The organism is Wolbachia endosymbiont (group A) of Melitta haemorrhoidalis, from assembly GCF_964273365.1.
GTDB lineage: Bacteria > Pseudomonadota > Alphaproteobacteria > Rickettsiales > Anaplasmataceae > Wolbachia > Wolbachia pipientis.
Genome location: NZ_OZ187004.1, coordinates 105,349 through 128,818 on the forward strand (window position 1 = coordinate 105,349; position 23,470 = coordinate 128,818).

Genomic DNA, 23,470 nt, shown 5'->3' on the forward strand with positions numbered 1-23,470 from the left:
TAGCAGTATAAGTATTTTAAGATTGACATGAAAATTGACCCTGTAGAGCTAACTAGGAAATTGATCTCTTTTGAGAGTATAACACCAGAAGACAGCGGGGCAATAGAGTATATAGCAACAATCTTCAAGAAGAGCGGCTTTGATTGTGAGATTTTAGAATTTGGTGATAAAGTTAAAAATCTTTATGCGAAATATATAAATGGAGTACCAAATTTGTGCTTTGCTGGGCACGTTGATGTTGTACCACCTGGTCAGTTAAAAGATTGGGCATTTGGTCCATTTAAACCAGAAGTGAGGGATGGAATGCTATATGGAAGAGGGGCCGCTGATATGAAAAGCGGAGTAGCTGCATTTATTGCTGCTATGGTAAATTTGATTGCAGAGAAGTTTCAGTTCAATGGTTCAATAAGTGCATTGATTACCAGTGCTGAAGAAAGCATGGAAGAATATGGAACAAAGGCAGTTTTGGAATGGATGAAAAATAAGCAGAAAAAGATAGATTTTTGTGTGGTTGGCGAACCAACCAGTAGTGAGAAATTAGGTGATACCATAAAAATAGGCAGAAGAGGTTCTGTAACATTTGAATTAATTTGCCATGGAAAACAAGGGCACGTTGCCTACCCAGACCTAGCAGACAATCCAATATATAAGGTAATATCGATATTGAGTAAGGTAAAAAATACTACTTTTGATCATGGTAATAAATATTTTCAGCCTTCACATTGCGAAGTTACTACTATCGATGTTGGAAATAATACTAGCAATCTAATACCTGGCTCAGCAACTACACGTTTTAACATTCGATATAACAATGAACAAACACCGGGTGGCTTATATAAGCTGATTGATGAAATATGCTCCAGTGTAACTAACGATTATAAACTTTCTATGCATAGCAGCAGGGACGTTTTCCTCTCTACTCCCGATAGAAATACTGATATTATGCTTGATGCGATAAATAAAGTTACCAGTATTGATGCTGTGCTGAGCACAAGTGGTGGCACATCTGACGCTGCGTTTATCAAAGATGTTTGTCCAGTGATTGAATTTGGTATAATCAACAAAACCGCACATCAGATAAACGAATGCGTATCAGTAAACGATATACACAAGTTAACAGCTATATATAAGGAATTTATAGAAAATTATTTCAATCCCACTAATAAAATATTGAATCAGGTCAACGTGGTTAGTAATATATCTAGTGGTCCATTGTTAGCTTAGATATAATCAGATCTCTTGCATAATAAACTTTTGGCAGCGTGTTGAGAAACGAAAAAACTTACTTGACAAACCTCGCCAGCCCTCTTATCATGATACTGAAGGTATTCAGTTATCTTCATCTGTGCAGATTAAACAGCAAGAAAACAACGTAGTTGGCGTCTTATTTTTAATTTTTTGCACTATGTGCACCTTATGTCTTCACAACATTTCTGGGTTTTTACCTATATAAGCTGAAACGCGCTTATAAGTCGTTTAAGACAGTATAGTACGCCAATTTGCAGGATTAGAGAGTGACAACTAGCTAACACGGGATTTCTTTTGCCTTTTTTTCTGCTTAGTAAATTTCTTAAACATTTAAACTAAGGTGAGTTGCATTTAAAAGCAGCTAAATTGCAGTGTTTAAGACTTAAAAAACGCCAATACTGAAAATAGACAATGACCAGGGCTTCTTTTGCCTTTTTTTTCATTTGGTAAATTTCTTAATATTTATAGCTAAACGACAACCGTTATCCCGCTACATGTTAGCGGGATCTAGAGATACCGCGGCGGTATGACGTAGAAGCTATACTTTTATAACCCAGTGTCCAATCTGGATTCCAGACTGGAATGACATCATAGGAGCTACTTGAATGACAAAAGAAGAAATACTAGACCTTATACCTTTTGCACTCAAACTCACATAAATCATGAATTATACACGCTTCACACGAAGGTTTTTGTGCTTTGCAAACATATCTACCATGCAAAACTAGCCAGTGATGAGCATAAAGCAGGTATTCTTTTGGAACTACATTTAAAAGAGATTGCTCTGTTTTAAACACATCTTTTTCTTTCACAAGCCCAACTCTATTGCTCACTCTAAAAACATGAGTGTCAACTGCCAACGTTGGAATGCCAAGCCCCGAATTTAAGAACACATTAGCGCTCTTTCTCCCAACCCCTGGTAAAGATACCAAATCATCGAAATTAGTAGGTACTTTGCTGTCGTATCGTTCTACCAATATTTTACTAAGCCCGATTATATTTTTTGCTTTGGAATTATATAAACCAATACTGCTTATGCATTTTCTTAGCTCACTCTGCCCAAAACTCAGCATTTTTTCTGGCGTATCAGTGATACTAAATAGCTCCTTTGTAATTTTATTAACGCTTATATCAGTTGTTCGCGCTGATAGAACTATCGCAACTAATAACATAAAATCATTGGTATAATTCAGCTCTATTTTTGGTGCAGGATTTGATTGCTTGAATTTTTCAAATATCAGTTCTACTTTTTTTGAGTCCATGCATAGAGCTAAAAGCTTATACTATACTGCCAACCTCTTATTGTGCAAGAATTTGCTTTTGAGGTCCAGACGGCTGTTTAGCGTTAACATCAGACATATTAGTGTTCACTTCATCGAAATTCCTCTCAGCAAATTCGTTAGCCACCTCTGCGAAACACTTTCTAACAAGAGGCATAATTATCGGCATTAATAGTTTTCGCGGGTCATACCGTCCTAACAGATCAGTTTCCTTTTGCACTCTATCCCTTGGATCTTCTTCGAGTAAATCTTTTGCGTGCTTCTCGGCATATATTTCACAACCTTTTGAAAAGACAGAAGCTAGAACTTCAATTAATATTGCTAATGTAAGTAGAGAGCCAAGTATACCTCCGCCAATAGTTAATCTATTAGCAATGAAATTTGTTGTAAGTAGATAAACAGAAAAAGCAGCTAAAGGATAGTTGATAAGAAGCTTACTGCCTAGCGCGATATAGTTCATTTTACTTATGAATTCATCAGTGGAAATTTCTGAATTTTTATACTTTTCCATATAATAATTCACTAATAAACCAAAGGCTCTACTAATAGCGATGTTAAATGCTATGATCCACCATGAAAAATAGCAACCTATAGTAACTGTAGTTAACAGGCTTAAGGGTAGAACACTAAGAGCCCGAATAAGTAGTAAGGCATTTTTACGTTCTATAAATCTTAACGCTAATTCTTTTTTATCCTCATCTACTAGGTCCTTTTTTTCCTTTAGAGGAAAAATATAAAGAAATAGCCGCATACTAGGTTTTGATAAGCGTTTATCAAGCTCGCCAGGGTTCAACGATCTAGAAAGATTGCTCAAAGCATCTCTTGAAAAACAGTATTTGAAATCCTCTTCAAACGAACGATCATTCTTTTTTAATATAGAAGTCAATTCATCAAAATCTTTACCTATAGCTTCTTCACCAATCCCTAGTGTATCGAACAGCTTCTTCCTATAATGAAATTCACGTTCTGTTAAACGTCCATTACTTTCAGCACCAACACTGACTTTAACACAAGGATTTCCTGACTCTAAAGGTTCAATGTACTTTTTTAGCTCTTGATAAGCTTTATAAATCTGATCAAATCTATTTTTGTCTCCACCTTTGTCAGGATGGTTTACAAGTATCAATTTATTATATTGTTTTTTCAGAAACTTGCTAAGAGCTTGATAATCCTTACCTACAATTTGTTCAGCTTTTATCTCTAGTACGTTAAACAGATCATTATTATCATAAAACTCCTGACCAGTTAACTTAAAATGTTGACTCATTACTACACCTCACATAAATACACGATACTATTAGTATAATATATTTAATGTTTCACACAAGCATAAAAATATCAAGCAACCACTAAGAGAAGAAACCCTCTTTCCCATCATACAAATACAACTTATCCATTCTCACCACATCAAAATTATGTTCCTCAAATTTGATTAGCAAGTTATTCACATCACTATTTGTAATTTCATTATTTGCAATGAACCTGCAGGTTATTTGGTCACTTGAAGACTTTGAACTTCCTGGCCAAATCGCAAGGCCTTTTGAATATATTGCTATAATCTGCGGATTACTTGTTTCAAACAACTTCACTATTTGGTCAAAATCAGCCGGCTTACTCCAGGCAAGCGTTATATCGCTACCAACTAGCTTTCTAACTTTGTAATCCTGTTCGTAGCTATTTTGTATTTCACTTATTTTGCTATTTGTACTGCTACCGACTGTAAGCTCAGATAATATTGCAGGCTTCTTTCCTAGATTCCCTATAATAGCTCCTGCAAATTCTTTTGTACCAACTTTCTGTTTACTTCTTTTCTCCTTATATAAATCGGCAGTGTGTATTCCATCCTCCAAAGTCTTGAGCCATGCATCGTAGATTAGTTTTGCAGTACCCACTTGACCTATGTAAATTAGCATATGCACTGCAGCATTTAAAAGACCAGAAGGATTGGCTATGTTTTTTCCTGCAATATCAGGGGCAGAACCGTGCACTGCTTCAAACATTGCGTATTCATTCCCGATGTTGCTACTTCCGGCAAGCCCCACAGATCCAGAGGTTTGTGCGACTATATCTGATAATATGTCGCCATATAAGTTCTCGGTTACTATAACATCAAAATTCTCCGGTTCTGTTGCAACACGCGCCATTCCAATATCAACTATATAATGTTCTGCCTTTATATCTGGGTATTCCTTTGCAATGCGATCAAACGCGGCATGGAAAGTTCCGTCAGTCATTTTCATGATGTTATCTTTAGTCAGGCAAGTTACTTTTTTTCTGTTGTGTTTTTTTGCATATTCAAAAGCGTACCTGCATATCTTCTCTGAGCCAGATCTAGTAATAATTTTAGTGCATTGGTAAGAGTCACCAGTGAGCCTATGCTCTATTCCGGTGTAAACGTCCTCTTCATTTTCACGTATCACTACGATATCAAACTTATCGAATTTATTTTCTATAACAGGATGATATGAAATGCATGGTCTGATATTTGCATACAACCCTAGATTTTTTCTGAGTGCAACGTTTAAGCTTTTGTGCCCTTTACCTTGAGGAGTTGTTGTCGGAGATTTTAATAATATTTTTGTCCTTTCAATTGATTCCCAACCACTTGGAGAAATTCCGTGAGACCATTCTTTACTGTAAACACGCTCCCCTATTTCAATAATATCTATTGAGATTTCCGCTTCTGCTTCGCGCAATATCGACAGCACCGCTTCCATGATTTCTGGTCCGATACCGTCGCCATATGCAACTGTGATTAGTGTTGACATAACTTCCCTAGTTATAAATGATTTAATATTAATTTAAATAATAGAGTGGCACAAGTAGCTAATATTACCCAAGTTAGTATATTTACGGTTATTTAATAACGTATTTTTATATCATATGATGATATTATGAAATATAGGTGGGGTTATGAATACTGAAATAAATGTTAAAGTAAATTATGTAGGATTTACAAGGCGTATTGTAGCAGAAATACTTGACCTCATCATATTTTCCCCTCATTTTATCTTCGGTTTTATCTATGGTGTATTCATCGTATCATTACAAGATCAAGATAAAGACTCTTTTCAGGAACTTGCACAACTAGCAACAGAAATACCATTTATAGTTTCTACAGTGGTCGCAACATTAGTACTAACAATATCCAAAATATTAATGGTAACAAAACTTGGTGGTACCCCAGGAAAACTATTGTGTGGTATGCATATTAAAGATGCTAATACATTTACAAATGTTACCCTTATGCAAGCAACAATAAGATGTATTTCTAAGGGAAGCATCTGGATTATTTTTCGCTTTTTGCTTCATCTGCATTATCATGGTTATACTTTTCTATATCTTTTAATTGTGCTAATTTTATTTTTGTTTGCAGTATTTGATCAACGCAAACAGACTTTTTACGATAAAATTGCAAAAACAGTAGTGATAGACTATAAATCTAGTTGATATTTTTCTTTATAGGTAGTACATGGATAAAAAAGTAAACTACTCAACGATGACAAGACGTACTCTAGCATTTATAGTTGATTGTATTTTATTTATCGCAATACCATTTGGTTTAATGGCGGTGGATTTCTCACTTACACACGCAATACAAGGGATCATGGGTGCAATAATTGTAATCACCACGATTGTATTTTCTTTATTTTTAATGATACCATGTATATTTCATATATTCATGCTAGTAAAATTTGGCGGCACTCCAGGACACTTGTTATTTAGCATGCGTGTAAAAGACAAAGATACATTTGAGTCAATCACTACAATGCAAGCAATGAAAAGGACTATAGCTCTTTTTATAATTTATTGCATATCACTTTGTAATCCCATTTTATTCTTAGCTATACTAATCTTAGTTTTAGTATGTGCAGTAGGTGATGAACATAAACAAGCTTTTCACGACAAAATTGCAAACACGGTAGTGATAGATTATAAACCTAGTTGATATTTTCCTTTAGCTGTCTGCCACCAAGGGTGTCATTCCAGTGTCACGCGCTAACTTAAGGTAAATTGCCAACTTAACTATAAATATATTTTGGTAAATCCAAATTATTTTAGCTATAAGAGCGTTTTACTTTTTGCTCAGCATATCCATCATAACTGGCTTACTTTTAGTGATTCATGGAGTTAAAAAAGTCAGCATTGCTCTTTGTTAAAAGTAGTTTGTCACGTAAAAATTCCATTGCTTCAACGGGTCCCATAGGATTGAGTATCCTACGCACCACCCATATTTTATTTAGTATAGCCTTATCAACTAATAGCTCTTCCTTCCTTGTTCCGGATTTTGTAATATCAATAGCTGGAAATATACGTTTATCAGAAAGTTTTCTATCAAGTATGATCTCAGCATTTCCTGTACCTTTAAACTCTTCAAAAATAACTTCATCCATTTTTGAACCAGTCTCTATAAGAGCTGTGGCGATTATAGTTAAAGAACCCCCATTCTCAATATTACGAGCTGCTCCAAAAAAGCGTTTTGGTCTCTGCAGTGCGTTTGAATCTACACCACCAGTTAGAACTTTCCCAGACGAAGGAATAACCGCATTATAAGCACGTGCAAGTCTAGTAATATTGTCAAGTAGAATTACCACATCTTTTTTATGCTCAACCATTCTTTTAGCTTTTTCTATTACTATTTCAGCAAGCTGTACGTGACGGTAAGCAGGCTCATCGAATGTAGAACTTACTACCTCACCTTTTACAGAACGTATCATATCTGTTACTTCTTCAGGTCTTTCATCTATAAGTAACACTATTAATTCTACTTCAGGGTGATTTATAGCTATAGAGTTAGCCATTTGCTGAAGCAATACAGTTTTTCCTGTGCGAGGTGGAGCAACTACTAACGCTCTTTGCCCTTTTCCAAGAGGAGCTACTATATCTATAGCACGCATGCTTAAGCCTTTTTTATCATCACCATTATTACACTCAAGTACTATGCTTTCCTCAGGATAAAGAGGAAGCAAATTATCAAAATGGACGTACTTTCTTAATTCACTTACTTCAGTAGAGTTTATACTTTGAACCTTAGTTAAAGTAAAATATCTCTCTTTATCACCAGGTGGCCTTATTTCTCCATATGCCATATCTCCTGTACGTAAATTAAACTTCTTTATTTGCCCGTTAGAAATATAAACATCATCGGTACTTGGGGCATAATTTGCACTTGCTGAACGTAAGAAACCAAAACCATCAGGCAATATTTCCACTATTCCACTCCCTGTGGTTATGCCTCCTTCTTCACTCATTTTTTTCATTAAGCTGAATATTATTTCCTGCTTTAGCATTCTACCATTGCTTTTACCGTTAGTTGAAATTTTTCTTTCTTCAGCTAACTCTAACAATTCTTCTGCTGTTTTCTCTTTTAATTCGCTCAGATCTAATGTTTTTCTGTTTTTCTCAGTACCTTCATTGACCATCTGTTTTACTGTATCGTTATTGTAAATTTGCTCACTTTTTTCAGGTTGAGCTGTAACCTTTCCTTTTGCCAAAACATCTTCATTGATTGTTGTCATAATCCTCCAAAAATTTTAATTGATGCTTACTAACCTAAAATGTGACTATAAGATAATAAATTAGGCTGAGTTAGTTTCAGTGCGTATTAAGCTTAATTATCATTAAACCCCGTACTTTACTTACATTATACTAATAAACACTAGCAAGTCAAGTTAATTTAATGTTAACAAAACACAAAAATTTGAGGATTTTCAATAGCTATTCTTTATATTTTTTTAACCTTTCTTGCTTCTCCTCTTCTACTTTTGCTTTTTCCACTTCTGCTTCTAAATTTTCTTGACTACATAAGCCGAGTAGTACAGGATCTTGGGGTTTTATATTTTGCATGTTATGATGAGATCCATCTCTTACCTGCTCAACTGTGTAATTTGTTGTACTAATTAATTTAGCTATAACGTTATTGTCCAAGATAGGAAATTTTTTTACTAAATAATAAATCGCATCAGGTTTATCTCTACGTCTTGCCGTAGAGGCAAAGCCAAGAATGCTACCAATCGCTTTACTCCTTTTTTTTATATTTTTTATAATCAAATTTGGTACACGATTTGGATTTTTTTTGCAATCATCGATTTCTTTTTCAGTAATTATTCCAGAAATAATAGGGTTATATTTTTCTACTTCTATTTCCTCATCAGCTATGTCTTGTACTTCTTCAAGGGCCAATCTGCAACATTGTGCTATTTGATTAAAAGTTAAACCAGTGTTGTCTACTAACCAAGCAGCTATTTGCACTAGAAACTGTTTATTTCTATCGTTATTGCCCTTAGAAGATTCCATTGACATCAAAAAAGCATCTCCCATTTAAAGTATCCCTTACTGTTATACAGAGCTAAAATATAAACTATTAAAACTAAAAAAGCATTAATTTTGTCATTCAATAACTTTTTGTTTGTCACTTCCCACCTCTTAAGTTAATTAAATGCGCTTACCTTTAAGCATATTTCAAACAAAATATTTCCCCTTCCTAAGGTATAGTATAACTCAGTTAAACATATGTTCCTATTTAAGATTAGAGAGTTAAATTTTAAGTTAATATATTGTAATATTATATATATTAGCTAATAAAGCAACAGGTTTACAAGCATTAAATTATCACTATTCTATAATTAATCATTAATTAACTGGGTTTAAAATGAATGTTAAAAATTTTTTCACTAAAGTAACCGTTGTCCTTTTAGCTTGCTTGTTAATCTTCATGGGAATTGGCAACCTTTTATCAGGTGATGATGAAAAAGAAGAGGTAGCTAGGGTTGGAAAAGAAGTTATAACGTCAGATGAGTATAAGTCGCTATATCAAAATTATGGAAAACAAATTTCTGGATCTGATGCGAGTAGAGAACAAGTAAAAAAGCTGAAATATGATTTGCTTAACGCACTTATAGAGCAAAAACTATTGTTTAACCTAACTAGTGAGCTGGGGTTGACAGTTGGAGAAGAATCTATAAAAAACCATATTAAAAACACCAAATACTTTCAAAATGATAAAGGTGAATTTGACAAAAATAAATTCTATGAAACGCTAAATGACCTGCATATGACAGAGAAAGAGTATATAGCAAAGCTAGAGAAAGTCCTGCCTGCAATGATGTTCATGACTTCATTATTTAAAGATAATTATCCAGTAACTTTTGGCGAGAAAATTGATGAGCAGATATACAAAAGTCGCTACCAAACTAGAGTAGTTGATATTGTTAAAATAACTGAAGATGCAGTTACAAACATTCCTGAACCAGATGATCAAGCCTTACTTGATTTGTACGAAAGAAATAAATCCCATTTTTATTATCCTGAGTATCGAACTGCGCAATATATTTCCCTAGGCCAAAAGTATTTTGAAGATCAAATCAAGATCTCAGATGAAGAAGTTGATGGTATAATAGAACAACAAGAACTTAAAAATCAAAGAGATATATTCAATGCAATATTTTCTACCAAAGAAGAAGCTGAGACAGCAAGAAGAGCATTTGAGGAGGGTAAAACAAGCTTTGAACAGATAGTAGAAGAGTTTGGCAAAGCAAAACTTGAGGAAACTAGAGTAAATAATATAACTAAGGATTTTTTACCAGAAGACGTGAGAGAGAAGGTATTTGCTCTTAAAGTAGGTGAAGTAAGTGAAGTTTTAGCAAGCAGTTTTGGTTGGCACATAGTAAAAGTGGAAAGTGCGCATCAAATCTCTGATGAAGACTTAGTTGATTTAAAAAAAGACATAAAGTCAGTTCTAACTAACCAAAAGTCTTTTGAAAGAGTCAATGATTTCATAAACCAAGTGAACTATAAGATATACAATGGTTCAGAAATTGAAGAAATATTGAGTGAATATAATTTACCTATACAAACTATTGGTCCAGTAGATGCGAGTGGAAAAGATCAAAGCGGTAATAACGTAGGAGATTCTGGTGATTTGATTTCTTTCATTTTTTCGCGAGAAAAGGATCAGAAAGGTTATTTTAAGGGCGTTGGGGACGCCGTTGTTAGTGTAAAAATCGTCGATATCTTTCCACCCAAATTGCAAAGTTTTGAAGAAGGCAAGGCATTAGCGGTAGAGCTTTGGCGTAGTGAGTTTATAAAAGAAAGAATGTTTAAATTCGGGCAAGAGGTTGCAGTTCAACTAAGAGAAAAAACAGATTTGGAAGAAATTCAAGGTGTGGAATTAGTTAAAGGTCAGCAGATGCACCGCAATAAAGTGGATCAACAAAACTACCCCTTTTCTTTTGTAGAAGAGATTTTCAATATGAAAACAACTGGTTCAGTGACAGATCCTATTCAATACAATAATGAAATTATAATAGGTGTTCTAAAAGAAATGCATTCATCAAATGGCAAATTAAACACGCTTGACACCGGAAAACGTGTGATGATATCGCTAAAAGAGCAATTAATTAGCTATCTGGAATCAAAGTATAAAGTCGAAGTTAATCACGCTATACTTGATGATATATAATCAAAAATCTTATAAGCTGCTTCAAACGCATCCAGTGCCCAGACACACAACTGTACGAACATTGCGATTTGAGAGCAATCTTCACTAGAAAGGATGTCATCCCAGTGCCCAGACACTGGGATCCAGGAATTTTATTAAGTTGGTAAGCATAAAAGTAGCCGTTTTATGTTAAAATACAACGTTTTAATGATTAAAAAAAGGCTGGATTCCAGTGTCAAGCACTGGAATGACACCATTTGCTGTGCAATTTACCTTCAAAAATGAATGTTCGTATAGCTGTGCGCCCGGCACTGCCCTACATTATTGGTAATTATATTATAAGGTGCAAAAGTTGTATAATTCATTTGACTTAAAACGGCTCATTGTATAAAATTGTGGCTAATATATGAATAAAGGTTAACATGGCAGTTAAAATAAGGTTGGCGAGGTTTGGCGCAAAGAAACGCCCTTTTTATAGGATAGTTGTAGCTGATTCACGAGCACCAAGAGATGGGCGTTTTATTGAGAAAATAGGACAATATGATCCAATGTTACCAAAAGACAATAAAAATCGTGTTGTGGTGAAAGCTGATAGATTAAAACATTGGCTAAGTGTAGGCGCGCAGGCAACTGAAAGAGTACTGTGGTTTATCAAAAAAGGCATAGTAACTTTAGAAACAGAACCAAAGAAAACAGAAAAGAAGAAAGTAGAGAACGAGAAAGCACAAGGGCAAGAGGCATAAGTCTCTTAAAATGCTAAATACTGATTTAACAAACAGCGATAAATTAGACGATATTGTATCTTCTGATTTGTCAGCTATGAATGACTTTGTCTTCAAAAATGTCAATGATGAAGATGCTAAGCTTGCTACTGATATTATATCTCATCTTGTTAGGTCAGGTGGAAAAAAAATAAGGCCTAAACTAGTTTTTATTATATGTAAAATGCTAAACTATTCTGGGGAGAATAGGATCAACGTTGCTGCATCGGTAGAGTTTATACACAATGCTACTTTACTTCATGATGATGTGCTCGATGAAAGTGAGGCACGCCATGGAGTTAAAACAGCAAATAAGATTTGGGGAAATAAATCAAGCATTTTAGTTGGTGATCTATTGTTGACTCTAGCATTTAGATGGCTTATAGAGTGTGGAAATTTAAATATTCTCTCTATTTTATCTAAAGCATCGCATTTACTTGTGAAGGGTGAAATAAAGCAGATGACAGCACGCTTTGACCCCCACACAGTCAGGGAAAATTATTTTGATATCATTGGAGAAAAGACAGCATCTTTATTTTCTGCATGCTGTGAAGCTGCATCAACAGTATCTGGTGCAACAAATGACGAAACAGAGAGGCTAAAGAATTTTGGTTTTAATTTTGGTATGGCATTTCAAATAGTTGATGATATGCTCGATTATACTGCTAATCAAGGCACTTCTGGAAAGCAAGTCGGAAAAGACTTTTTCGAAGGTAAAGTCACCTTACCTGCTATTATAGCATACGAAAAGGGCAGTCCAGCAGAGCAAAAATTCTGGGAAAAATGCTTTTCTTCAGCTAGACACAATTTTGACCAAGCATTACACTATATTAATCACCATAATGCCATTCAGCTTTCTATGGAAAAAGCTAGACACTACATTAATATGGCACAAAATGATATTAGTACTTTTTCTGATTCTTTTTATAAAACTACTTTAATTAACTTTTTAAATGCGAGCATAGAAAGACGAATGTAGCTGGCGCTTGATATTTTCAGATTAATTGTTATATATTTATTAGATTCTTAAGGGTAATGATATGTCAGATAGCAGTAAGGAGAAAAAGAAGAAGTTTGCTGATATGGTAAGTAGGCAGAAAGGTGACGACCAACAAAGTGATAACCATAAGCAAACTGATGATTTAAATGAAGATCTCAATACATTAAAAGAACGTGCAGTTCAGCTTGAAGATCATTTACGCCGTGCTGTTGCAGATAATGAAAACGTCAAACGTATAATGCAAAAGCAAATTAGCGATGCAAGTGACTACGCAGTCACAAAACTTGCACGTGATATGATCGACTCGTGCGACAATTTAAAAAGAGTAATGGAAATTTTGAAAGACGGTGATCCTGTTCATGAGGGGATTAAAGTAGCTTATCAAAAAATTATAAATGATCTAAAAAAACATGGAATAGAGGAAGTAGATCCACTTGGTGAGCTTTTTGATAGTAATTTACACCAAGCTGTTGTGGAAAGAGAAGACAATGAAAAAAAGCCTGGCACCATTGTAGAAGTACTACAAACTGGTTATACTATCAAAAATAGGTTGCTCCGTCCTGCAATGGTTATTCTTTCTAAGAAATCTGCTGATTGTGGAAGCGATTAGCATGAGGTAAATGTATAATGACAAGTATTGTCTTTTCAGGTATCCAGCCAAGTGGCGTACTACATTTAGGTAATTATCTTGGTGCAATCAAACAGTGGATAGACTTACAGGATAAATACAAATCTCTTTTTTGTATTGTCGACCTACACGCAATCACAGCAAATAAGCTTCCCGCAAGTGAATTAAAAAGTAATATTTTCAAAACAGCAGCAGCTTATATTGCATGCGGAATAGATACAGAAAAGTCCATTATTTTTAGTCAGTCCACAGTTAGTGGTCATGCAGAACTGGGCTGGCTGCTTGGATGCTATACACCAATTGGTTGGCTTAATCGCATGACTCAATTTAAAGATAAAGCTGGCAGCGATAAACAAAAAGCCTCTCTTGGATTATATAGTTATCCAGTACTTATGGCTGCAGATATATTGTTGTATCAAACTAAATACGTTCCTGTTGGTGATGATCAAAAACAGCATTTGGAGCTTGCACGTGATATTGCATCAGCTTTTAACAATCATTATAAGCTGGATTATTTCATCGTACCTGAAATCTTAACTTTGGATTGCACATCAAGGATAATGAGCTTAAGGGATGGCACAAGCAAGATGAGTAAATCTGATCCTTCAGAACATTCGTGCATTAACCTTGATGATACGGATGACTTAATTGTCAAAAAAATAGAAAAAGCAAAAACAGATTCAATTCTAGGCTTTGCTACTTTAAAGTGCCGACCAGAAATAAGCAATTTGATAAACATTTATTCAGTGCTTAGTAATGTAAATGCAGAAAAAGTATGTGAAGAAGTGAACAAACATGACATGAAGCACTTCAAAAAAGAGTTAGCTGATTTAATTATCAGTGTTATATCACCCATACGTGAGAAAATGAATGATCTTTTAAAAGACCAATTCCATTTACATGAAATATTAAAAAAAGGCACAAAGAAAGCAGCAGAAATTGCAACCCATAATATAAAAGAAATCAAGGATATTATTGGATTTGCTCAATATCTGTAAGGTTCCAAAGTGTGATGGTGCGAACCGTCATACCGCCGCGGTATCTCAGCCGCTAACACGTAGCGGGATGACGGTTTTTCAAATTGTCGGTAAATCTAAGTCAGTTTAGCTATAGGCAGCAATTTTCTGTATTTATTTTAAGTTGAAGAAAGCTCAAATGAAAAATCGTGTTTTGCTAAAAATCACAGAATGCAGTCTGGTTACAAAATTCTCTAATGGTCTTAAATAAAACTTCCAGTGAATGATTGTCAGACATATTGTGCTCTGCTGATTTTATTAAGTGTACTTCAACATCAGTTGACTTAATTTTTTCAGCTAAATTCAATGAAGTTTGATAAGGAACATCTTTATCATTAATGCTATGCAGCAAGCGCACAGGACAGTTTATATCTATTGTCTTTTTGTTTAAAAGAAGGTTCTTTCTGCCATCTTCGATCAAATTTTTAGTTATTTTGTATGTACAATGCTCTGAAGTAAAATCTATTACACCTTTAGAATCTAGTTCTTCTTTTTGCTTGCCTGACAATTGCTTGAATATCAAATCTTCAGTAAAATCGGGAGCAGACGATATACCAATTAGTGCTGCAATTTTTTCTGGAAATTGAAGGGCAGTGAGCAACATCAGCCATCCTCCCATACTTGAACCTATAATTATTTGTTTATCGCTAGTTAATTCACTCATTACTTTAGCACAATTTTTTTGCCAATCACTTATCGTGTAATCAATAAAATTACCACTTGAATGACCGTGACCAAAATAATCAAATAGCACAAGTGCTACGTCATTTTCTTGGCAAAATTTGTAAATAGCAGTTGCTTTAGTTCCATCCATATTGGATGCAAATCCACCGAAAAAAACTACAGAAGCTTTCTTTCCTTGTAGCTTTCGATATGCTATGTGACCATTATTTCCATCAAACAATTTACAATAATCCATACTACTTTGGCAAAGCAACCGGGCTATCACTCAATTGATGCAAATAACTAACTAGATCTGCAATTTCTTGTGGATTGGAAATACCTGCAAATGCCATACGTGTACCTTTTATATAGGCTTTTGGGTTCTTTAAAAAGGCAAATAGCTCCTCATACCCCCATTTTCCACCTCTTTCAAGCACTGCTTTTGAGTAATTGAATGAGTTACCAAGATGGGCCTTTTTATTTCCAACTATGTTCCATAAGTTTGGTCCTACTTTATTCATTCCACCTTTCTCAAAACTATGGCAGGCTATACATTTTTTTGCTGCTGATTTACCTTTCTCAAAGCTAGCATTCTGCATGAGCGCTCCAATATCAAGCGCCACTTGCTCGATTTTTTGCTGGAACTCATTGCTGCCAGCAGCTACTATCGTTTGGTGTTCAATCTTATATTCTTCTGGACTGTAAAGCATATCAACTACATTACTAACTATCATAATGATTAGCCCAGAAAGTAAAATCGATGCTGCAATCTTATTAAGCTCCATAGTTAATTTTTATTAAGTAATGTTACTTAAATTATGCGAATATTTTCGCAAATAGCAACCAATTACCTTGAAGCTCGCTAAAGATGAGAGTCTCTATAGCTGACCCAAGAAAGGTTTTCCTACGTCCATACCGCCGCGAACCGTCATACCGCGATTCATTCGCGGTATCTCAGCCGCTAACAAGAGATCCCGCTAACAAGTAGCGGGATGACGAGGTTCACTGCCATTAAGTTAAGGAAAGAATGGTTAAAAACTGAACTAAAAAGTCAGAAATAATTAAGGATTTATGACAAATACTGAAACAGAATAGAGTAAACTTTAAAGCAGATAAACTCTGAAGTGTAAATTACTTAAGAAATAGTTTGTTTAGAAGTCATTTTACAGGAGCTATGGCAATAAGCTACCCAGTTATTATCAGAAGATATGAATACTACCTCTAGTCAAAATATGTGTTTTCTAACCCTTTTTTGGTAATTGAACGAACGAAGATAAGGTACCTTATGACGATCAACTTTCCTTCCCTTTCTTACCGCCAAAGTGTTCATCAAAAATAGCTTTGATAATTGATCCATAATGCAGTCAGTATCTGATTCCGTAGCAAAAATGTCGAAAGCCAAGTTTTTGATCGCGTTAAATGAGACAGATTTGTTAATGCTCCTCTTAAGCTTATCATCGGTTAAGTCCATATTCAACGCTTCTTCTACATCTTCTGTCATAACACTTTCTAGGTTGCTAATAAAGATAGCTGACCAAAAATCCTGTTTAACAGACTCAACACTTTTTCCTGTAAAATTTTCTAGACTTAGTCTTCCTTTGAGTTTTGCAAAAAATGTCTCAACTCCCCAGCGTAAAAAATATAACTCCTTAAATCCTCCAGTTTGAAACTTTTGTTCATCCATTAATGATGTAGCTAACACTTCAATTTCACCAGATGGCAGTACCACTTTGAAGCGTTATTCCACTATTTTCTTGTTTTATCTTACGCTGAGCACATATGGTAACCTCAACACTAGATGGGCTTTTTTCTTCAAACATAGCATTCACTTCATTAAAAGATGATCTGGGACATCGAATGACATAAGCAATTTTTCTTTTTGTAAGGCTAGAAAGAAATTTATAAGATAAATATACAAATCAGTAAGTCATTAGTATTTACAACTTTAAGCATTTCATCTGCTAAGTTAATTTCATGAGTGTTACCTCTATCTAACACTGACCTTATGGCAACATTATTTAGCACATCTTAACAAACCGCAAAGGTTGCACTTGCATAATCACCTAAATCTTTTGGTTTTTGGTTACGTATTTTTCTTGAGCCAAATTCATTTTTTATTTCAACGCTTGTTGGTAAAATGATTTTGGAGGCATCAAGAGCTAACACTCTAAAGCCAAAACAAGTTTTAAATTTTTGGTCTTGGTAGTACAAGGAAACCACACCTTCGTTAATTTCTGAAAATGCACTGTGTTTCATTTTTTTTCTTGCTTGACTAAAAGCACTAGCAGTAACGGTATAGTCTTTTTTCCTATATAAAATAAATTCGTTTAGTATTACTTGCAGCAACTTTACACTTTTTCTTAAAATTAAGATAAATATGTCAATAAAAGATAACTTCCTCTTTCTCATAAAATCTTTTGAAGATGATTTATGGGATTCTATAAATTCTAGACTTGCCAATTCATTTTGAATAAATTTTATTACTGCCTTTTTTACTCATACTACCTTTAAACTTATTGGTATACATCATTATCCCATAAAATCTATCTTTTTTCCTTAACTTAATGGCAGTGAGACGAGGTTATCGTCATGCCGCCACGAACCGTCATACCGCGATTCATTCGCGGTATCTCTTAGCCGCTAACAAGTAGCTGGATGACGATTGTCAGGGTGTAATCCCAGTGTCCCTATGATGTCATCCCAGTGCCCAGACACTGGGATCCAGGAAAGTTTGCTTGTAAGCAAGCAAACTAGCACAGAAAGTGGTTACAACATTTTCGATGAGATTATATGGAAAACTGGATCCCAGTGTCAAGCACTGGGATGACAAAAAAAGGAGCACTGGAATGGCACCATTTGTTATGTTTAACAAAGTTCGTACTTAGCTTCATGTTAGCCATAAATATTTAAGAAATTTACCAAATGGAAAAAAAGGCAAAAGAAGCCCCATGGTTAACTAGTTCTGACACTGGTTTCCATCCAAGACGGCAGTAGCCCCTTCGGTGTCATTCCAGTGTCAAGCACTGGAATGACAAAGGAGAGCAGTGTCAGCTACTTGGATGACACCTTTTTTCTACTTAGTGTGGGTTATACAAGAAGTCTATTGTATGGCTATTGCTGGTCGTATATTACTTATAGCTTATCTATTCAAATTGCAACTTTGTTTTTCATAATTAATTATTGACAGAAATTATTAATTGGGTTATTATTAAATTATCGTTAACAAGTGAGGCAAAGAAATGATGATATCCAATAATTCTTCATTGCTAAAAGATAGTCAGGAGCTTACTAAAACTAAGCAGACTATATAGAAACCTTTAATTGCTGTTTCATTATTATCTATATTTAGTTTCATATCTGGTCAATATCTTCCTTATGTTATTATAGCAGTTTCTGGTTCTGGTCCTATTGCAGCAGTTCCTTTAGCAATTTTTGCTGTTTCTACGGCTGTTGCATTGATTTCAAAAATATATCTCATTAAACTGGCCGTTTCTAGAGCTGACAATAAGAAAGAAGAACCACAAAAATTTGTGTGTGAAAATTGTACTAATCTGGAGAATAAATCAAGTGTGCCTACTCCTACACCGCCTCCAGTAACATTGGGTACACAACCAAATCCAAGTGTCAGTGTACCACCGCCGCCACCTCCTCCATTGCCACAAGATGCTGCACTACCACCTCCGCCTCCGCATTTTTTTACAGCTTCCAAGCGTACGGAGCAACCTAAGAATGATGCACCGAAGAAGGCTGGTGAACCTGAGAATAATAATCATTCTACTCTGTTTGAACAGATAAGAGGAGGTACTACGTTAAAAAGAGTGAGCAGCAACAAGAGTGGGCAGCAACAAAATTTTACAAATGAATTGAAAGCAAAATTAGAAAGTAGTGGGGGCTGTATTAAATAAGACTTGACCTGACACTTTAAAAAAGTAAGTTAAAAATAATAAAAATAAAGGAGTGTTAGATATGAGTACAATACAGACAAAAATATTAAAACCAAAGCTAGGATTATTAGAACTAGCAAAACAACTAGGAAATGTGTCTCAAGCATGCAAAGTGATGGGATACTCAAGAGATACATTTTATCGCTTTAAGGAGTTATATGAAAATGGAGGAGAGGAAGCATTACATGAAATAAGTAAGAAAAAACCGCTATTAGCAAACAGAGTTTCCGACGATATAGAAAGAGCAGTGATTAGTATAGCAACAGAATTTCCAGCATATGGGCAAGAAAGAGCTGCAAATGAACTGAGAAAAAGAGGTATAATAATTTCTCAGGGAGGAGTAAGGTCTGTATGGCTAAGAAATGACCTTGAAACTCTCAAAAAGAGACTTAAAGCACTAGAGACAAAAGTAGCTCAAGACGGAATCATTTTAACTGAAGAACAACTTGCAGCTTTAGAAAAAGTGAAAGAACAAAGGGAAGCTCATGGTGAAATTGAGACGCAACATCCAGGTTATTTGGGTTCTCAAGATACCTATTATGTGGGCAATATCAAAGGTATAGGGCGCATTTATCAGCAAACTTTTGTTGATACTTATTCCAGAGTTGCAATGGTTAAACTTTACACGGACAGAACAGCTATTACAGCTGCAGATCTTCTCAACGATAGAGTTATTCCATTTTTTGATGAGCAGAAAATTCCATTATTACGCATTTTAACTGATAGGGGTACGGAGTATTGTGGCAAGCCCGAAAATCACGCTTATCAGCTTTATTTGGGCATAGAAAACATCGATCATTCTAGAACTAAAGCCAACTCTCCACAGACTAATGGCATATGTGAAAGGTTTCATAGAACCATGCAAGATGAGTGTTACAATATCATCTTTAGAAAGAAAATCTACAGTTCTTTGGAAGATCTACAGATTGATGTTGATCATTGGTTGCGTTCTTATAATGAGACAAGACCTCACTCGGGTAAATATTGCTATGGCAAAACGCCTATGCAAACTTTTCTTGATAGCAAATATATTGCTTTTCAGAAAAATATTAGTAGCATTACACAAGAGCCTGATATTAGTTTTGACTACCTCAATTCTTCTGTCAGTTAATTCTTGTCTGTCAGATCAAATCTTGTCTTTTACAATTCACCACAAGTAAATAATGTTGACTCAGTGGATAATGAGGTGCAAGATTCACCTCCTCTTTCTGTTGAGGATCGCATAGCACAGTTTGGTGGAAAAGCGTTGCGATGCCAAAAGGAAAATGTTGTACAAGGACTATGATAACTATGAAATGGTCAGCCATGCACTTCCCTTCCTTTTCAAAATAAGTTTACCTACAGGTCTGATTGTATTAAGATTACTTAATACAATCAGATCTATTATATGCGCTTATCCAAATATTACCTGCCAACTCTAAAGGAAAAGCCTGCCCATGCTAAAATTATCTCCCATCAATATTCTTTGCGTGCAGGTTTAATAAAGCAGATAGCATCTGGCATCTATACGTGGTTACCACTTGGTCTCTTAGTGCTTAAGAATATTGAAGATATTATCAGAGATGAAATGAACAAATCCGGTGCTATTGAAGCATTAATGCCTTGTGTGCAACCAGCAAGTCTTTGGCGAGAATCAGGGCGTTACGATGATTACGGTAAGGAAATGCTACGCATAAAGGATAGGCATGAGGAAGATATGCTTTTTGGTCCAACGCATGAGGAGATAGCAACTGATTTAATTAGAGATGTGGTAAAAAGTTACAAAGATTTGCCACTTTGTTTATACCAAATTCAATGGAAATTCCGTGATGAGGTAAGACCACGTTATGGTGTTATGAGGGGCAGGGAATTTTTGATGAAGGATGCATACAGTTTTGATGTAGATTACGAAGGTGCACTGAATTCATATAATTTGATGTACAAAACTTACATAAAAATCTTCAAACGCATGGGATTTACTCCAATTGGAGTTCGAGCTGATACGGGGCCAATTGGAGGAAATTTGAGCCACGAGTTTCATATATTGGCAAACACTGGTGAGAGCACTTTATATTATGACAATAAATTTTCTGAACTACTAGAGAGTGAAGATATTGAAAGTTTAAAGAGTATATACGCAGTTGCAGATGATATGCATGATCCTGAGACTTGCCCTATATCACAAGAGCAGTTAAATGTTAGTAAAGGTATTGAAATAGGGCATATTTTTTATTTTGGCGACAAATATTCAAAGCCTATGAAGGCAAGTGTTACTTCTCAAGATGGAAAAAATGTCAATATACATATGGGTTCGTATGGCATTGGGGTTTCAAGACTTGTTGGTGCGATAATAGAAGCTTTTCATGATGATAAGGGAATTATCTGGCCGGAGGAGGTAGCTCCTTTCAGAATTGGTTTAATCAATTTACAAACGAAAGTAACGGAGGCTGCAGATAAAATATACAAAGCTTTGAAGAGCGATGAAGTGCTTTACGATGATACGGAAGGGAGTGTAGGAGTAAAATTTTCTAGAATGGATCTGATAGGCTTGCCGTGGCAAATAATTGTCGGAAAGAAAGCAGTAAGTGAAAATATAGTTGAAGTAAAAAATAGAGCAACTGGAGAGGTAAAGGAAATGCAGATTGAGGAAGCAATAAATCACTTTAGCGCAAAATGATACACGGTATCGGCACTGACATAGTATATATACCAAGAATATTGAGAATATTACAAAAATACGGGGAAAAATTTCTCAATAGAATCTACACTGAAAAGGAAATAGAGCTAAGTAGAAAGTATAATAGTCAAGAAATGCGAGCAAGGTATTTTGCTAAACGCTTTGCAGCAAAAGAAGCTTTTGTTAAAGCACGAGGTAGTGGTCAGGGTATTACAATGAAAGATATAGAAATATACAATGATGTAAGAGGCAAGCCATATCTTACCGTTAGCAAGGATTTTATCTCCAAAATTCATCTTTCTTTAAGTGACGATGGAGATTACGCTACTGCATTTGTTGTAATTTGCGTCTATAGCTCACAGATGTAAAAGACAAGATTTGATCTGACAGACAAGAATTAACTGACAGAAGAATTGAGGTAGTCAAAACTAATATCAGGCTCTTGTGTAATGCTACTAATATTTTTCTGAAAAGCAATATATTTGCTATCAAGAAAAGTTTGCATAGGCGTTTTGCCATAGCAATATTTACCCGAGTGAGGTCTTGTCTCATTATAAGAACGCAACCAATGATCAACATCAATCTGTAGATCTTCCAAAGAACTGTAGATTTTCTTTCTAAAGATGATATTGTAACACTCATCTTGCATGGTTCTATGAAACCTTTCACATATGCCATTAGTCTGTGGAGAGTTGGCTTTAGTTCTAGAATGATCGATGTTTTCTATGCCCAAATAAAGCTGATAAGCGTGATTTTCGGGCTTGCCACAATACTCCGTACCCCTATCAGTTAAAATGCGTAATAATGGAATTTTCTGCTCATCAAAAAATGGAATAACTCTATCGTTGAGAAGATCTGCAGCTGTAATAGCTGTTCTGTCCGTGTAAAGTTTAACCATTGCAACTCTGGAATAAGTATCAACAAAAGTTTGCTGATAAATGCGCCCTATACCTTTGATATTGCCCACATAATAGGTATCTTGAGAACCCAAATAACCTGGATGTTGCGTCTCAATTTCACCATGAGCTTCCCTTTGTTCTTTCACTTTTTCTAAAGCTGCAAGTTGTTCTTCAGTTAAAATGATTCCGTCTTGAGCTACTTTTGTCTCTAGTGCTTTAAGTCTCTTTTTGAGAGTTTCAAGGTCATTTCTTAGCCATACAGACCTTACTCCTCCCTGAGAAATTATTATACCTCTTTTTCTCAGTTCATTTGCAGCTCTTTCTTGCCCATATGCTGGAAATTCTGTTGCTATACTAATCACTGCTCTTTCTATATCGTCGGAAACTCTGTTTGCTAATAGCGGTTTTTTCTTACTTATTTCATGTAATGCTTCCTCTCCTCCATTTTCATATAACTCCTTAAAGCGATAAAATGTATCTCTTGAGTATCCCATCACTTTGCATGCTTGAGACACATTTCCTAGTTGTTTTGCTAGTTCTAATAATCCTAGCTTTGGTTTTAATATTTTTGTCTGTATTGTACTCATATCTAACACTCCTTTATTTTTATTATTTTTAACTTACTTTTTTAAAGTGTCAGGTCAAGTCTTATTTAATACATCTTATGGCTTACTGTATGAACATTCATTTTTAAAGGTAAACTGCACAGCAAATGGTCAGTGCTTGACACTGTCCTCCTTTGTCATCCCAGTGCCCAGACACTGGTTTTCTGCAATCTCATCGAAAACGTTTTTCTATGCTAGTTTGCTTGTGAGCAAGCAAACTTTCCTGGATCCAAGTAGTCAGGGCACTGGGATGACATCTTTGTTGTGTTTAACAAAAACAAATGTTCGTACAGTTGTGGAATGAATCGCAGTATAGCTATAGCATACACA

Annotated in this window: 24 protein-coding genes and 1 pseudogene; 16 read left to right on the forward strand and 9 right to left on the reverse strand. The window is 35.1% G+C overall.

Features of this window, described 5'->3' with window-relative positions; genetic code table 11:
- The first annotated feature begins 27 nt into the window (after nucleotides 1-27).
- The gene (gene dapE / locus ACICPZ_RS00520) at nucleotides 28-1,224 is read left to right on the forward strand and encodes a succinyl-diaminopimelate desuccinylase (protein ID WP_264373692.1); all 1,197 of its coding nucleotides are present in this window, start codon (nucleotides 28-30) and stop codon (nucleotides 1,222-1,224) included.
- Between the two features lie 647 nt (nucleotides 1,225-1,871).
- Here dapE and nth read toward each other — a convergent pair.
- The 3 genes from nth to icd all read right to left on the reverse strand — a co-directional run bounded on the left by nth (nucleotide 1,872) and on the right by icd (nucleotide 5,296).
- Nucleotides 1,872-2,510: an endonuclease III gene (gene nth, locus ACICPZ_RS00525; RefSeq protein ID WP_395462126.1), complete on the reverse strand. Its 639-nt coding sequence runs from the start codon at nucleotides 2,508-2,510 to the stop codon at nucleotides 1,872-1,874.
- A gap of 37 nt (nucleotides 2,511-2,547) precedes the next feature.
- A complete protein-coding gene (locus ACICPZ_RS00530; protein ID WP_264373693.1) occupies nucleotides 2,548-3,795 on the reverse strand; it encodes a molecular chaperone DnaJ in 1,248 nt (415 codons plus the stop codon).
- 82 nt (nucleotides 3,796-3,877) lie between these two features.
- Entirely contained in the window at nucleotides 3,878-5,296 is a 1,419-nt protein-coding gene (gene icd, locus ACICPZ_RS00535) for an isocitrate dehydrogenase (protein ID WP_264374215.1), read from the reverse strand.
- Between the two features lie 145 nt (nucleotides 5,297-5,441).
- On the opposite strand from icd, the gene ACICPZ_RS00540 reads away from it, so the two are divergent.
- Nucleotides 5,442-5,978: an RDD family protein gene (locus ACICPZ_RS00540; protein WP_006279799.1), complete on the forward strand. Its 537-nt coding sequence runs from the start codon at nucleotides 5,442-5,444 to the stop codon at nucleotides 5,976-5,978.
- A 22-nt stretch (nucleotides 5,979-6,000) separates the two neighbouring features.
- Entirely contained in the window at nucleotides 6,001-6,477 is a 477-nt protein-coding gene (locus ACICPZ_RS00545; protein ID WP_010082496.1) for an RDD family protein, read from the forward strand.
- Between the two features lie 166 nt (nucleotides 6,478-6,643).
- Here ACICPZ_RS00545 and rho read toward each other — a convergent pair whose 3' ends face one another.
- Nucleotides 6,644-8,047 carry a transcription termination factor Rho gene (gene rho / locus ACICPZ_RS00550; RefSeq protein ID WP_007549497.1) on the reverse strand — a complete coding sequence of 468 codons (1,404 nt, stop codon included), beginning with the start codon at nucleotides 8,045-8,047 and terminating at the stop codon, nucleotides 6,644-6,646.
- A gap of 199 nt (nucleotides 8,048-8,246) precedes the next feature.
- Nucleotides 8,247-8,849, reverse strand: coding sequence for a cell cycle transcriptional regulator TrcR (locus ACICPZ_RS00555; RefSeq protein ID WP_010082495.1), 603 nt, complete (start codon nucleotides 8,847-8,849; stop codon nucleotides 8,247-8,249).
- A 331-nt stretch (nucleotides 8,850-9,180) separates the two neighbouring features.
- Between ACICPZ_RS00555 and ACICPZ_RS00560 the strand changes: the two genes are divergently transcribed.
- The 5 genes from ACICPZ_RS00560 to trpS all read left to right on the forward strand — a co-directional run bounded on the left by ACICPZ_RS00560 (nucleotide 9,181) and on the right by trpS (nucleotide 14,355).
- On the forward strand, nucleotides 9,181-10,989 hold the full coding sequence (locus ACICPZ_RS00560; RefSeq protein ID WP_095742751.1) for a peptidylprolyl isomerase: 1,809 nt from the start codon (nucleotides 9,181-9,183) through the stop codon (nucleotides 10,987-10,989).
- Between the two features lie 401 nt (nucleotides 10,990-11,390).
- Nucleotides 11,391-11,711, forward strand: coding sequence for a 30S ribosomal protein S16 (rpsP, locus tag ACICPZ_RS00565; protein WP_006279266.1), 321 nt, complete (start codon nucleotides 11,391-11,393; stop codon nucleotides 11,709-11,711).
- A gap of 10 nt (nucleotides 11,712-11,721) precedes the next feature.
- On the forward strand, nucleotides 11,722-12,708 hold the full coding sequence (locus ACICPZ_RS00570) for a polyprenyl synthetase family protein (RefSeq protein ID WP_010962840.1): 987 nt from the start codon (nucleotides 11,722-11,724) through the stop codon (nucleotides 12,706-12,708).
- A 61-nt stretch (nucleotides 12,709-12,769) separates the two neighbouring features.
- Nucleotides 12,770-13,339, forward strand: coding sequence for a nucleotide exchange factor GrpE (locus ACICPZ_RS00575; protein ID WP_012673267.1), 570 nt, complete (start codon nucleotides 12,770-12,772; stop codon nucleotides 13,337-13,339).
- Between the two features lie 17 nt (nucleotides 13,340-13,356).
- Nucleotides 13,357-14,355 carry a tryptophan--tRNA ligase gene (gene trpS / locus ACICPZ_RS00580; RefSeq protein ID WP_006280207.1) on the forward strand — a complete coding sequence of 333 codons (999 nt, stop codon included), beginning with the start codon at nucleotides 13,357-13,359 and terminating at the stop codon, nucleotides 14,353-14,355.
- A 175-nt stretch (nucleotides 14,356-14,530) separates the two neighbouring features.
- On the opposite strand, the gene ACICPZ_RS00585 is transcribed toward trpS, so the two are convergent.
- The 3 genes and pseudogenes from ACICPZ_RS00585 to ACICPZ_RS00595 all read right to left on the reverse strand — a co-directional run bounded on the left by ACICPZ_RS00585 (nucleotide 14,531) and on the right by ACICPZ_RS00595 (nucleotide 17,517).
- Nucleotides 14,531-15,292: an alpha/beta hydrolase gene (locus tag ACICPZ_RS00585; protein ID WP_012673268.1), complete on the reverse strand. Its 762-nt coding sequence runs from the start codon at nucleotides 15,290-15,292 to the stop codon at nucleotides 14,531-14,533.
- Between the two features lies 1 nt (nucleotide 15,293).
- Nucleotides 15,294-15,821 (reverse strand): c-type cytochrome, encoded by a 528-nt coding sequence (locus tag ACICPZ_RS00590; protein WP_010082469.1) that lies wholly within the window; start codon nucleotides 15,819-15,821, stop codon nucleotides 15,294-15,296.
- Nucleotides 15,822-16,261: 440 nt separating this feature from the next.
- A pseudogene (locus tag ACICPZ_RS00595) lies at nucleotides 16,262-17,517 on the reverse strand (IS4 family transposase).
- 181 nt (nucleotides 17,518-17,698) lie between these two features.
- Between ACICPZ_RS00595 and ACICPZ_RS00600 the strand changes: the two are divergent.
- The 7 genes from ACICPZ_RS00600 (at nucleotide 17,699) to ACICPZ_RS00630 (ending at nucleotide 22,004) form a co-directional block, all read left to right on the forward strand.
- Nucleotides 17,699-17,863, forward strand: coding sequence for a hypothetical protein (locus ACICPZ_RS00600; protein WP_162829040.1), 165 nt, complete (start codon nucleotides 17,699-17,701; stop codon nucleotides 17,861-17,863).
- A gap of 186 nt (nucleotides 17,864-18,049) precedes the next feature.
- Nucleotides 18,050-18,220 (forward strand): hypothetical protein, encoded by a 171-nt coding sequence (locus tag ACICPZ_RS00605; RefSeq protein WP_156768664.1) that lies wholly within the window; start codon nucleotides 18,050-18,052, stop codon nucleotides 18,218-18,220.
- A 346-nt stretch (nucleotides 18,221-18,566) separates the two neighbouring features.
- Entirely contained in the window at nucleotides 18,567-18,941 is a 375-nt protein-coding gene (locus ACICPZ_RS00610) for a hypothetical protein (RefSeq protein WP_264373696.1), read from the forward strand.
- 61 nt (nucleotides 18,942-19,002) lie between these two features.
- Nucleotides 19,003-20,091 carry an IS481-like element ISWpi2 family transposase gene (locus ACICPZ_RS00615; protein ID WP_264373697.1) on the forward strand — a complete coding sequence of 363 codons (1,089 nt, stop codon included), beginning with the start codon at nucleotides 19,003-19,005 and terminating at the stop codon, nucleotides 20,089-20,091.
- Nucleotides 20,092-20,094: 3 nt separating this feature from the next.
- Complete coding sequence (locus tag ACICPZ_RS00620) at nucleotides 20,095-20,265, forward strand: hypothetical protein (RefSeq protein WP_264373712.1); 171 nt, start codon at nucleotides 20,095-20,097, stop codon at nucleotides 20,263-20,265.
- Nucleotides 20,266-20,367: 102 nt separating this feature from the next.
- On the forward strand, nucleotides 20,368-21,636 hold the full coding sequence (proS, locus tag ACICPZ_RS00625) for a proline--tRNA ligase (protein WP_022626352.1): 1,269 nt from the start codon (nucleotides 20,368-20,370) through the stop codon (nucleotides 21,634-21,636).
- Complete coding sequence (locus tag ACICPZ_RS00630; RefSeq protein WP_264373711.1) at nucleotides 21,633-22,004, forward strand: holo-[acyl-carrier-protein] synthase; 372 nt, start codon at nucleotides 21,633-21,635, stop codon at nucleotides 22,002-22,004. The genes proS and ACICPZ_RS00630 overlap by 4 nt, the downstream gene beginning before the upstream one ends.
- Nucleotides 22,005-22,033: 29 nt before the next feature.
- Here the strand turns inward: ACICPZ_RS00630 and ACICPZ_RS00635 are convergent, their stop codons facing one another.
- Nucleotides 22,034-23,122, reverse strand: coding sequence for an IS481-like element ISWpi2 family transposase (locus tag ACICPZ_RS00635; protein WP_264373697.1), 1,089 nt, complete (start codon nucleotides 23,120-23,122; stop codon nucleotides 22,034-22,036).
- Between the two features lie 46 nt (nucleotides 23,123-23,168).
- On the opposite strand from ACICPZ_RS00635, the gene ACICPZ_RS00640 reads away from it, so the two are divergent.
- Complete coding sequence (locus ACICPZ_RS00640) at nucleotides 23,169-23,444, forward strand: hypothetical protein (protein WP_156518242.1); 276 nt, start codon at nucleotides 23,169-23,171, stop codon at nucleotides 23,442-23,444.
- The last annotated feature ends 26 nt before the right edge of the window (nucleotides 23,445-23,470 follow it).